Raw genomic sequence first — 12520 nt, 5'->3', positions numbered from 1 at the left:
GTTTCACTTAAATCTCATGTTGAAGAATTCGATGGTCGGAAAACGTATTATAGCGGCAGGCTTTGCCAGTCTTTGTCTGTTTGCTACGAGCGCCTACCAGTCGAATGTCTCCATCGAAACCGACCCGGAAGTGCCTTCGTCTTTCATCGTGGTTTCAGGTGAGGAATTCCTTGATCAAATTTTTGAAGAGGAAAAGTCCAACCGCATCTGCCGCTTTATTAAGGTAAAGAAGATGAAAGCCTGACCCTTCCCCGGTCGGAATACTAATTTTTGTTGCTGTTAGTTCGTAATAAAAAAGCCCGCCAAATTGGCGGGCTTTTTTAAAATCTTATAACTGTGCGACTTACTCGTCTTCGTTCGCTGATTCTTCTTCAGGTTCTGAATCATCGTTGTCGTTGTCTGTTTCACGTTCAGCCATAGCAGCCTTGCGGCTCAGCTTTACACGACCCTTGTCATCGATACCGATACATTTGACCCAGATCTCGTCGCCGAGTTTGGCAACATCCTCGGTCTTGCGAACGCGGAAGTCGGCCAGTTCAGAAATGTGAACCAATCCTTCTTTCCCTGGGAGCGCTTCTACGAATGCACCGAAGTCTTTAACTGACTTTACGGTGCCGCGGTAGATTTCACCTACTTCGATTTCAGCTGTGAGCATCTTGATTTCGTTGTGGGCGATCTCCAGCGATTGTTTGCTATTGCTATAAATATAGACCTTACCGCTGTTGTCGTCATCGATTTCGATGTTGGCTCCAGAGACTTCAGTCATGCGACGGATGTTTTTGCCGCCAGGACCAATCAACAGGCCGATCTTTTCAGGATCGATTTGGATGGTTTGGATACGAGGAGCGTTGTCCTTAACTTCCGCACGTGCTTCTGGCATCGCTTCAGCCATAGCATCGAGGATCTTCATCCGCGCATCGAAAGATTGCGCGATCGATTCTCTCATGACATCGGCTGGAAGACCATTAATCTTCAAGTCTAATTGGAATCCAGTGATCCCTTCACGAGTACCACAGATTTTGAAGTCCATATCGCCAAAGTGATCTTCGTCACCGATGATGTCGGTCATGATGATCTTCTTGGTGTAGTTTCCGTCAGCATCTTTTTCGGTTACCAGACCAGTGGAAATACCGGCTACTGGAGCGATGATAGGAACACCTGCATCCATGAGCGCTAAACAACCGGCACAAACAGAAGCCATGGAAGTGGATCCATTGGACTCCATGATTTCGGATACGATACGCATGGAGTATGGGAACTCATCTTCTGCCGGGATTACCGGAAGTAGTGAACGTTCTGCCAATGCACCATGACCGATTTCACGACGGCCAGGAACACCAAACCGTCCCGTCTCACCTACAGAGTAGGGAGGGAAGTTATAGTGTAGGATAAATGACTTTTCTTTGCTTCCGCCTGTGATGGCGTCGAGAGACTGAGCGTCGCTCATGCCACCCAAGGTAAGCAGTCCAAGTGATTGTGTTTCTCCACGTGTAAACACGGAAGAACCGTGAACCGTTGGAAGAATATCAGTTTTGCAAGTGATTTGGCGAAGATCCAATGGAGCTCTTCCGTCGGCGCGTTTACCGTCGTTAAGGATACCCCCACGATAAACTTCTTCCTGAAGCACTTCCATCGCCATGTTGAGTTGGCTGGCTTCGTAGTTTTCTTCCCCTTGTGCTTCCAACATCGCTTCACCAGCTTCTTCTTTCAGAGCCTTGATAGCTGCACGTCGTTCAGATTTCTTCGCAGTATTAACTGCTTCCTTCAAACGGTCTGCGATTAGCTCGCGGACAAACTGAAGGTTTTCTTCTGTTACGTTGTAGAGTGGGAATTCACGCTTTTCCTTACCGGCAATCTTAGCCAGCTCACGTTGAGCTGCGATAATGGGTTGGATGGCTTCTTGAGCAAATTCCAATGCTTCGATGAATCGAGCTTCAGGAAGTTGATCAGCAGATCCTTCAATCATGAGCATCTCTGTCTCGGTTCCTACATAGATGAGGTCGAGGTCAGAATCGCACTGCTGCTCGTTCGTCGGGTTGACTACGAATTCACCTTCGATTTGTGCCAGGCGGATACATCCTACAGGTCCATTCCAGGGAATGTCTGAAATCAATACTGCGGCTGAAGCTCCGTTTACCATCAGGATGTCTGCGTCGTTCACCAAGTCGGTGGAGAGCAGGATTCCGATAACCTGGATTTCATTCATGAAACCCTTCGGGAAAAGCGGACGTAATGGACGGTCGCAAAGGCGTGAAGTTAGGATTTCCTTTTCACTTGGGCGACCTTCGCGTTTAAAATAGCCACCAGGAAAGCGTCCTGCAGCAGAGTATTTTTCGCGATAATCTACAGTTAGTGGAAACCAATTTTGGTCAGGGCGCAGTTCTTCGGCCACGGTGGCGCATACGAAGAGACTGGTTTCGCCAAGCCCAACGGTTACGGCACCACTGGATTGTTTAGCTATATCGCCGGTCGAAAACGTCATTCCGAGTCCGTCGACTGTAACTGAGTGTGTCTGTTTCATTTATGTATTTTCTCTCTGTGTTACAGGCGGGGACTTACAAGATGGAGTGATATGAGGCTTAATTGCCTGCGATCACCGAACCCGCCATTCTTCTGTTTGTACGCATAGATAATCCGCCTGCCTCTTTGGGGATAGGGGATGCATCCATGCAATGGGTTGGTTGGGTAATTACGAAATTAGCGACGGAGATTCAACTCTTCCAACAATTGCTTATACTTGTTGAGATCGTGCTTTTTTACGTAATCCAGCAACTTGCGTCTACGGCTCGCCATAGCAATCAGTCCACGACGGGAGTGATAATCTTTACGGTGAACACGCAAGTGGTCAGTCAGGTGTGCGATCCTCGCAGTTAACAGTGCGATTTGCACCTCAGAGGATCCAGTGTCAGCATCGCTTTTGCGAAACTTCTCAATGATGGGTTGTTTATCAACTTTTACTGTATTCGACATAATAATAATTTAGATATTCACGACGTTTGGCGTAGATGCCTGGACTCAGCCGGAGCCAAATCCACCGTTTTCCTTGGAAGGTGTCGCGGAGAGAGGTCCTTGTCGGAGGCCTCCGCCCTAACGGTAAGCGCGTAAAAATGGGCGTGCTCTATTTTGTTGGCAAGTTTTTTCTGCCCCCAAACTAATGAGTAAAATCAGGCCTTCCGGCCCTGATCGAATGTTAGGTGGAAGCGCCTTGGACGATACTAGATTGTCCAGGTATTGGCGCCGTTTACCAAGCCTTGTAAATCGGGCTTTCCGTCCTGGCTGTCTATCGCTTCTTGGACCTGATTTTGAATCTGTGCGTCATAGGTCGGTTTTTCAACCTGACGAAGGGTTCCGACCGGGGTTGGGAATTCAGGATGGGTCATTTCAGCCAGCATGGCGGGGTAAAGGGATCCAGGGCGATCAGGTGTGTGAATCATGACCCCTTTTTCTTCAGGAGATGCGTCTCCCAGGGGAATTACCTCTGGTTGATTGCCATTCCAAACAATACCTTTTTTCTCTTCTTTGCCGAAAACCATGGGTTCGCCTTCTTTTAAGAAGAGCATATTGTCGTCTCGCGATCGGCGTCCGTATACAGGGTCCCAGGTCTTGTTGTTAAAGATGACACAGTTTTGGAAGATCTCTACGAAGGATACACCGTTGTGTGCCTGAGCCGCTTTGAAGGTTTCGATCATATGCTTCGGATTGGTGTCAATCGTGCGAGCAATGAAAGTAGCTTCGGCGCCTAATGCAAAGAGGATGGGGTTCAGCGGATTATCAATAGAGCCGGTCGGAGTGGTCTTGGTGCGGGTGCCAACAGGTGAAGTAGGGCTGTATTGCCCCTTGGTCAGGCCGTAGACCCGGTTGTTGAAAAGGAGGATGTTGATATTGATGTTGCGGCGAAGCGCATGCATCAGGTGGTTACCACCAATACTGAGTCCGTCACCATCGCCGGTGATCATCCAAACGCTAAGATCCGGATTGGCCACCTTGACTCCTGTTGCTACCGTTGGAGCACGACCATGAATGGTGTGGAATCCATAGGTATTCATATAGTAGGGGAAACGGCTAGAGCAGCCAATTCCACTTACAACCACGTAGTCCTCCTTGGGGATTCCCAGTTCGGGCAATGTGCGCTGTAGTGAGTTCAGGATGGCGTAATCGCCGCAACCTGGACACCAACGAACATCATTGGGTGTAACAAAGTCTTTTTTGGTCAGCGGGTTTTCTTCGATCGTTTCAGTTGCCATTGGGTAGGATTCTCCGGGTAGTAATTCAGGCCTTAGTCTTGTAGTAGTTCGTGGATCTTCTTGGTCAATTCCTTCACTTTGAATGGCTGCCCTTGAACCTTATTGTAAGCAACAGTGTCTACCAGGAATTGTGAACGCAAAAGGACGTCAAGCTGACCCATATTTAATTCAGGAACCAGAATCTGGTCGAAGCCGTCCATGATGTCCTTCAAGTCATTGGGCATTGGATGTAAGTGTTTTAAGTGAACACTGCTCACTGAAAACCCTTCCGCTTGCATAGCGCTTACGGCCGCGGTTATGGACCCGTAAGTTCCTCCCCAGCTGAGAACGAGCACTTTTCCGCTCTTTTCTCCAAGGATTTGAGTGGGAGGGAATGAATCTGCGATACGTTTCAGCTTCTCTGCACGGATATGAGTCATTTCCTCATGGTTGTCAGGATCATAGCTTACGCTGCCTCCTTCGTCTTTTTCCAATCCACCGATCCGGTGCTCATTACCTTTTTGACCGGGAATAGCCAGGGTGCGAGACAAGGTCTTTTCGTCACGGGCGAAAGTGGTGTAGTTACCTCCTTCTGCTGCGATCGGCTTTTGGATCTCATCTATCCCGTCCACTGATGGGATTTTCCAAGGTTCAGCACCGTTCGCTAGATAGAGATCACTAAGGACGATAATAGGTGTAGAAAAGGTGAGTGCAATGCGCACTGCCTCAATAGCTGTTTCGAAACAATCGGAAGGACTGTTAGCTGCAATGACCGGTATCGGAGCATCGCTATGGCGGCCGTAAACAGCTTGGAGCAAGTCACTTTGTTCCGTCTTAGTCGGGAGGCCAGTGCTGGGGCCTCCGCGTTGAACATTGATAATGACCAATGGGAGCTCTGTCGAAGTTGCCAGGCCGATAAACTCCGCTTTCAAGCACATTCCTGGTCCACTGGTTCCAGTAATTCCCAGATTTCCAGCAAAACTTCCTCCGATCGCGACTCCAATCGCAGCAATCTCATCTTCAGCCTGCACCGTCTTTACACCGAAGTGCTTGTAGTTCGACAGCATTTCGAGAATCGAAGAGGCCGGTGTTATAGGGTAACCCGAGTAAAGGAGCTTGCGGTCTGCCTTTTCGGCTCCAGCGATCAAGCCGAGTACCAGTGCTTCATTTCCAGAGATTTTGCGGTAGGTGCCTGTTTCTACTTCGGCCTTGGCGACCATGTAGCGGTTGCGTGATGTCTCGGTCGTCTCCCCGAAGTAATAACCGGCTTTAAGAACCGTGATATTGGCTTCCGCGAGAGCAGGTGCCTTGCGGCTCCATTTTTCCCGGATGAAATCAATCGTGTTGTCAATCGGACGGCTGTAGATCCAATACATGAATCCGAGGGCGAAAAAGTTCTTACAGCGAAGCTTATCTTTTGCTGTGAGCTCAGTATCCTTGAGTGATTCCTGGGTGAAATGATTGATATCAACCTGGATCAGCTCGTACTTGCTTGTGAGCTCTGGGTCTTCGAGAGGATTGCTTTCGAAATCCGCCATTTTGAGGTTTGCCTCAGTGAAGGCCGCTGAGTTGACCACTAGCATGCCGCCCTCAGTCAGGTCACGCAGATGAACGGCCAGAGCAGCCGGATTCATCGCTACCAGCGCATCGGGAGCGTCTCCGGGGGTCAGGATCTCCGTGCTTCCGAATTGTATCTGGAATGCAGATACGCCGGGAATGGTTCCAGCCGGGGCTCGAATCTCTGCCGGAAAGTCCGGAAAAGTCGCCAGATCGTTACCGAAAGCAGCGCTGCTGTCCGTAAATCGTTCCCCGATAGTTTGCATGCCGTCACCTGAATCTCCTGCGAAGCGGATAACGACTGTTTTTAGTTCTTTAAACTCGTCAGTAATAGTGGACTCTGTGCCCATGTTTTTAGTAGTATGCGGGGATTGAACTTTGGGTAAAACGCGCCAATCCAAAATGTTATTTCCTGTTAGTCAACCACTATAGGTATTAGTTTTGATTACTCTGGGAGGAACTGAAATTAAATCCGCTTTCAGGCGATTTTGGGCGATCCAAAAGAAGTTCAATTGAAGGGATGCAGTTTGATCCTCCATGCTACTTTGAGTTACCCCGCTCGAAAAATGATCTCCTGGATTTTCTCGCACCCCCGGAGGTTGTTTAGCCGTTTCAAGAGGACCTTTTTACTGAACTGCATTTCTTGTTTAACGACTGGATTGCTTACTTGTACGTAAAGCGTCCTGCCACGTTCTAGCCGCCAAGGGTTTGCATACTTGGCATTATTCTCACCCACAAGGGATACCCATTCATTAGTGATGGTCTCCTCTGGCTGGGTGCTTCCAAGTTTGAAGCGGTCTACCAGCGTATCCATCACGTCATCCAGATCCTTCACTTTCTTGTTCCACGCCCTTGATCGGTCGGGGGGAAGTCCTCTGAAGGAAGCAATCAGGTTATTGGTCTTGCGGCTAAAATAGTGGCGCATGGAGCGGTCGCTGGTTAGTTGAACTGCCACATAGGTTTAAGTGACCGTTCCCACCTGTCGAGGGAATCCCGTTACACGGGACCTGATTCGCTCAAATATCCGCAACTACTGCTTGCTCTGACTGCAAAATCTCTGGCAGTTGATCTACAGAGCCAAGAACCGTTCCGGGCTCCATGCCATGAGGAATCCGGTTGTGCAGGAGAAGAGCGTTCCATCCAGATCTCAAGGCCGGTTTGTAATCATTGGCCTGACTATTCCCCACATGAAGTAGATGAATTGGATCCACTTTAATTTCTTCGGCGATTTTGGAGTAAAATGCCTCCGCTGGCTTTTCGACCCCGAGCTCGGTTGAGAGAAATACATGGTCGAAATGAGACAGTAGATTCAGTTGCTTAAGTATAGAATAAAGGCGCTTATCCCAATTGGAAGACAGCACCAGCTTAAACCCGGCTTCTTTCAATGAGGTTAGCGTGCGTAATACTTTGCTCTTCGTTTTCCAACGAAAGCCTTCTCCCATGGTTTGCCAGAGATCCTCAAAAATAAAGTCGGAGAAGTCGTCACCCAGAATTTCCGCTATCACATTGTGCCAGCGATTCTTTTCGTGCGCTTCATTGATGACGGGCATCGGGCAAGAGCGGGATTTGTGGAATTCCGCCATAAAGCGCATTTCCAGTTCAGGTTCGCTTATGAATACACCGTGTTGGTGCAGCACCTCGGCATAGATACCTCCAATGGATGGTATTGGGTCAAATAAAGTGCCAGTGGCGTCAAAGCTGATAGTATGTATGGAATCGAAGCTCATAAGTAACAATGATGGCTCGAATAAAGATTTGCTTAGGTTAAACCGCAAGTTGAAGCCTTTAGATGATAAACATTTGAATTTTACCCCCCGAATTAGGAGTCTTTTAACCCTCAAATGTATAGGAAGTTTAAATATTGTACCAGGACGGCCTTGTTGAGCTTTTTATATATAGCGGTCACTCAATCGGTTTCTTGGGGGTATTTGTCGCGGCAAGAGGCGTTTGAAGTCAATCCATAGACGTACCATCAAAGGCTTGGTAAAACATTTCGCGCGCAAACCGTTACCAGATAAGATCAAATCCTTTTATATACAGCGTCACCTGAACGAAGTTATCCAAGGAGGGACCGTAAAACGAATTCGAACCGATTGGTATCCTCCCGGAAAGCGGGCGCTAAAAGTCTACATGATGCCGACCGCCGATTCACGGGAGCTATCTGATTCTGTCGGTCACCTCCCTTCTCATCGTATCGAATTTGAACAGCGCTATTTGGAGAACGACATTCTATATGTCCGCTTCAACTACTTCGTTCCAAATTTGATGGCCGAAATTCGAGCAAGTATTGAACAAGCTTCCGAGCAGGCCCAAGGACTCATTATTGATCTTCGATCGAATCTCGGGGGCTTAACCGTAATGGCCACCGGGATCAGCGGATTGTTGGTGGATGAGCCAACCAACCTGGGTAAACTCAATTTGAAGAAAGGGCACATGACCTATCAGGGCTTTCCACAGAGAAAGCGTTTTTCGGGGCCTGTGGCCGTGCTGGTCGATGGCTCGTCCGCTTCGACCTCCGAAATGTTTGCAGCAGGATTGCAGGAGGTGGGTCGTGCACGGGTTTTTGGAGAATCTTCGATGGGCAGTCCTTGCCATCGTTGTTCAAAAAGTTGCCGAGTGGGGATTTATTTCAGTACGCGGTAGGTGACTATCATACCCCGGGTGGCTATCGAATTGAGAAAAATGGAGTGGTTCCAGATGAAGTGTTGGTTCCCAGTTTCGATCAATTAGAACAAGGAGTCGATCTGCCCATGACAGAAGCTTTGGAGTGGATGAATCGACAGCGGATGGAGGATGAGGATGCAGCCTAGCCGGATATTCCTGATCGGTTGGGCTGGACTGTTTGTCATTCAAGGTCTCATTGCTTCAAGTGCTTTAGAGGAGGACGAGAAGGTCGATGCGGTGTTGCAGGACTATGTGGATTCTCAAGGGGGGCGAGACCGACTCCTGACAATTACCAGTATTGAAGTAGATGGAATCATGAAGCTCGAATCGCAAGGGTTGAGGATTCCTATGGCCCAAAAAATGCAAGCGCCGGACAGGGTATACTCCATACAACACTTCCCTGTATTGGGAGAAATAAGGAATGCTCTCAATGGCAACCAAGCTTGGGAATGGCATCCGATCGCAGGTGAGAGACCCCTTCATTACACAGAAGTTGATGAGCTCCTGAACGATGCTAATCTTCAGCGAGATCTCAACTTGCGAGGTGAATATTCAAGCATCCGTTTAGGGCCTCCGGAAATCATCGAAGGCAATGAGACCATTCAGTTGATTTTCACCGATCAAGATGGAAAGGAAGAGCATTGGTATTTTAAATCGAACGGTGATCTCTTCCAGAAGATACATTTGGTTTCAGCGGGCCCCGAAAGTGAATTTGAAGCGACTGAGCGCTACTACGATTTTGAAGAGGAGGAAGGCTTTCGTTTCCCTCGAAAAATTCGGTATCTCAATCCTGCCTACGAGGCCGAGTTAACCATCACTGAACTGGTCATCAATCGCGAGATTGATCCGAGCTTTTTCGAATTGCCCATCTACGCAGAGGAAATGGGGAACTTGGCACAAGATGAACCTTATGAGCGTTCCAGCACGACGGTTGATTGATCGGCCTTAATTCGTTTCTGATAAAAAGATTCAAGAACGGAATAGTCTTCCAAAGTGACGCGTTGGGATTGCAGCTTAATTGAGCGCTTGACGAATATCGTGTTATCCTTGACTTCAAAATGGAGTGAGTAGCTGCCAAACGATTCGCTGAGCTCTACATCTTCTGGTAGCTCGCTGATTCGCATTTTAAATGCGTTGCGACGCTCTGTACGAGATGCCTGCCCTATGTAAGCTTCTATGTTCTCCAATGGTTAGCACTTCTTTTCATTCAAGTGTATAAAAGCTTTAATCAACTGACAAAGCCAGGCTAAGAAAAGGCCGCATCCTCCCGCCATTGTAGCGGACTCATGCGGCCTGATCTTAAATCATGTCTATTTCTTTGGCGACTCAGCTACGCCATGCGGTTCTTCTGGGGGGGTACTGCCTTTTACTCCTTTGCTATTAATAGTGATTCTTCTATTTAAACCAATGAAAGGGTAACATATTCAAGCCACCCGTGATCTACTCGACTCAATCGATCCACACAGGTTGAGTGAAGGCACCATTCTTGGCGATGTCCCAAACTTCAATTCTTGCCCACGTGCGATTGGAAAGGTCCAAGTCTATTTGGATGTCCTTGCTTCCAAATTCTGAAGTATCAGATAGATCGATACGCTTGCGATAGATTTTTTCACCGTCGCCGGATACCACCTCGAGATGGGAAAGCGGGTAGGTCCATTCAAGAGATACTTTCAATGGTACTGCTTTCAGAGAACGTTTTGAGAGCGTTTCGCCGCTTTCTTTGCCATTGAAGCTACAGTCGGTTATCAGGACCTCGCCCGTGGTGACGAAAAACTGTCCTGCACGGAGGGTATCCAATACCGGTTGCCAACCAGCCTTATACTCGGGCACTTCATCGAGCTTTAGGTAGTTGATGTTCATCGCTCCAAAGAGTTCGTAGTCTTTAAAGATCTTAAAGATGTCCACCTCGCCCATCACGTATTTGGGATCTCCCCAGTTGCCCATGTCGTCGAGTAAGTCGAGCACTCGCCAGCCCAGGGTGTCTCGCGAATAATCAGCGGGCATAGCTTTCCAGGCTGCTCCTAGAAAGCGATCGCTTTTGAAAAATGGCGTTTCTTTGTAAGCATCTGGGAAGCCGGTCGAACCTTTGACCCGTGCATGTGCGGTCCAGGCAAGGCCACCTTCTCGTTTGAGTAGTTCATGAACATCCTCGGGACTGCCTACGTGATAGACCGTATCGTAACCCTTCATCTCTTGAACAAAGGGTTGACCCTCATTTCGGTTCAGAACCCAGTTTATGGGCTTGGGAAAGAAACTGATCCAGTGACCTCCGAAATGAACATTCGGTTCCTCGCCCGGGAGTAGGAGAAACCCGTCTCCGGATAAACGGGCACACTCGTCGTGCATGACCTGGAGTTGTGCCAGGCGTTGGTCAGTTGCCATCCTGGGAGTGCTTCCATTGTGGAACTCCGCCAGGTGAACAATATCGACACCCATGTCTCGAAACACATCGACGAATTCCGGATTCTGTAGTCCGAGAGGAATGTCATCCGTGCCTTGTTCTTCTTGTTTGGCGATGTAGTCGAGGGAGTGCTCGACGTGATAGTGACTAGTAAAAGTCTTGTAGCCTGGCAAGGGCTTGAAGCTGTCATTCCGTGTGTATTGTCGAACAGTATCCAAATTCTGGTGACCGGATTGGTTGGAAGGAAATAGCAGTACTCCCAGTTTTTGAATAGTGCCTGGAGGCGCATTGACCCAAGGCACATAGCGTCGATCACCCATTGGTGGTTGGCGAACCCCAAACGAGAATCCGTCGATCATGTCCTGGTATTCATCACCGGCCCAATTGAAACCAAAGTTATCGGCAAAATCCAAGGGATAGAGAAACTGGTGAGGGAAGGGCGAGATGGCGAGCGAGCCAGAAGGAGAACTGAGCGCCAGAGACCGGTAGCGTGTCTGGTAGACTTGAGCTGTTCCTGAACTCACCGGTTTATTCCATGGATTGCCCCTTGCATCGATCCCGTTCAATCGGTGTCCGTCTGTGTCTGGTTTTCTCAAACCTACATGGTAGAGGAAGGCCGTGGCTGGCCGTTCGGTGGAAACGCGTGCCTCCATATGGACAAAAGGACTGCCCTGATAGAAAATGAAAGCCAGGCACCCCGAAAAGTGGTGGCTCTTAAGTCCATCGATTTCGATCGTGGCTCGGTTGTTTTGCCGGCTAACCGTCACATTTTCTGCATCCAGAAATCCACTTTCTAACGAATACGGCCGGGTCGGCACGCGATCAAAAAAGATCATCCAACCGTCTTCTCGTTTCTCCAGGTCCCGATCTCCTACCCAGAATAAGTAATGCGGATCGACCCTCTTTATGACGGGTTGATTATCTACCCCGAATGCCTTAATCAGGGGAGGACGTGGATTGCCGCCGCGACGTTGGAGGAATTGCAGTTCGATAAAGGCCGTGCCATCCGCTGTTTGCCAGTCGAAGCGAAGTCCGTTTTCTTGGGCTTTCAGCTGGAAGCCATTACCCGCGCTAAAGTCCGATTGGTGGATAGCGATAGCCGAAAGCGAATGATATGTAAGTATCACCAATGCAAAGGGGAAACATTGGAACCAAATGTGTCTTAGGGATCTCATGGTTTTAGTTGAGGAATGAAGAAATGGCATTTAGGCATATTCGAAATGGTACCGCAAGACACAGTCATTCCTGAAGCCCTCCTCACTTATATGGAAGTTCTCAAGACTCACGACATTCATCTCATTGGATCGACATTTGCGGACTACATTCGCTTCGTTACTCCGGCCTGGACGGCTGGTCGCGAGCAGGTTTTGGATTTCCTGGGAGCCCTTTATCGCGCCTTTCCTGATTGGACCTACGATCATGAGCCTCCACAGAAGTTGGGGGACGAGCTGTATGCGGTTAAGTGGAAGCAAGGAGGAACCCATACCGGTCGACTCGAATTCCCAGGATTTGATGCGGTTGAGCCGACTCAAGTTTACGTCCGACTCCCCAAGCACTTTTTCTACTATAAGGTCAGAAATAATCAATTGACCGAGATTAAACCCGACCCGGTGCCGGGTGGAGCACCTCAGGGAATCTTTGATCAGATTGGGGTCGGGCAACCCTTTCAGTAAGC

Annotated in this window: 12 protein-coding genes; 4 read left to right on the top strand and 8 right to left on the bottom strand. The window is 48.8% G+C overall.

Features of this window, described 5'->3' with window-relative positions; all coding sequences use genetic code 11:
- Positions 1–16 precede the first annotated feature (16 nt).
- Positions 17–244, top strand: a complete 228-nt coding sequence (locus GA003_15640; GenBank protein QXD27435.1) for a hypothetical protein — start codon at positions 17–19, stop codon at positions 242–244.
- 99 nt (positions 245–343) lie between these two features.
- Here GA003_15640 and GA003_15635 read toward each other — a convergent pair whose 3' ends face one another.
- The 6 genes from GA003_15635 to GA003_15610 form a co-directional block, all read right to left on the bottom strand.
- Positions 344–2521, bottom strand: a complete 2178-nt coding sequence (locus GA003_15635) for a polyribonucleotide nucleotidyltransferase (protein QXD27434.1) — start codon at positions 2519–2521, stop codon at positions 344–346.
- 176 nt (positions 2522–2697) lie between these two features.
- Entirely contained in the window at positions 2698–2970 is a 273-nt protein-coding gene (gene rpsO, locus GA003_15630; protein QXD27433.1) for a 30S ribosomal protein S15, read from the bottom strand.
- Positions 2971–3215: 245 nt separating this feature from the next.
- A complete protein-coding gene (locus GA003_15625) occupies positions 3216–4244 on the bottom strand; it encodes a 2-oxoacid:ferredoxin oxidoreductase subunit beta (protein ID QXD27432.1) in 1029 nt (342 codons plus the stop codon).
- Between the two features lie 32 nt (positions 4245–4276).
- Complete coding sequence (locus GA003_15620; protein ID QXD27431.1) at positions 4277–6130, bottom strand: 2-oxoacid:acceptor oxidoreductase subunit alpha; 1854 nt, start codon at positions 6128–6130, stop codon at positions 4277–4279.
- A 200-nt stretch (positions 6131–6330) separates the two neighbouring features.
- Entirely contained in the window at positions 6331–6735 is a 405-nt protein-coding gene (locus tag GA003_15615) for a DUF721 domain-containing protein (protein QXD27430.1), read from the bottom strand.
- 61 nt (positions 6736–6796) lie between these two features.
- Entirely contained in the window at positions 6797–7507 is a 711-nt protein-coding gene (locus GA003_15610) for an HAD-IA family hydrolase (GenBank protein QXD27429.1), read from the bottom strand.
- A 253-nt stretch (positions 7508–7760) separates the two neighbouring features.
- On the opposite strand from GA003_15610, the gene GA003_15605 reads away from it, so the two are divergent.
- Together GA003_15605 and GA003_15600 are read left to right on the top strand one after the other, a co-directional pair.
- Positions 7761–8423, top strand: a complete 663-nt coding sequence (locus tag GA003_15605) for a S41 family peptidase (protein ID QXD27428.1) — start codon at positions 7761–7763, stop codon at positions 8421–8423.
- Between the two features lie 156 nt (positions 8424–8579).
- On the top strand, positions 8580–9383 hold the full coding sequence (locus GA003_15600) for a hypothetical protein (protein QXD27427.1): 804 nt from the start codon (positions 8580–8582) through the stop codon (positions 9381–9383).
- Here the strand turns inward: GA003_15600 and GA003_15595 are convergent.
- Both GA003_15595 and GA003_15590 read right to left on the bottom strand, forming a co-directional pair.
- Positions 9353–9631, bottom strand: a complete 279-nt coding sequence (locus tag GA003_15595; protein ID QXD27426.1) for a hypothetical protein — start codon at positions 9629–9631, stop codon at positions 9353–9355. The two genes, GA003_15600 and GA003_15595, sit on opposite strands and share 31 nt — an antisense overlap.
- Before the next feature lie 262 nt (positions 9632–9893).
- Positions 9894–12020: a hypothetical protein gene (locus GA003_15590; GenBank protein QXD27425.1), complete on the bottom strand. Its 2127-nt coding sequence runs from the start codon at positions 12018–12020 to the stop codon at positions 9894–9896.
- A gap of 45 nt (positions 12021–12065) precedes the next feature.
- On the opposite strand from GA003_15590, the gene GA003_15585 reads away from it, so the two are divergent.
- Positions 12066–12518, top strand: coding sequence for an ester cyclase (locus tag GA003_15585; GenBank protein ID QXD27424.1), 453 nt, complete (start codon positions 12066–12068; stop codon positions 12516–12518).
- Positions 12519–12520: the final 2 nt, after the last annotated feature.

This window comes from Opitutia bacterium ISCC 52 (assembly GCA_014529675.2).
In the GTDB taxonomy this organism is placed as follows: domain Bacteria; phylum Verrucomicrobiota; class Verrucomicrobiia; order Opitutales; family UBA2995; genus UBA2995.
Note: the sequence above shows the minus strand (reverse complement) of the source record. Positions and strands in the feature narration are given on the sequence as shown.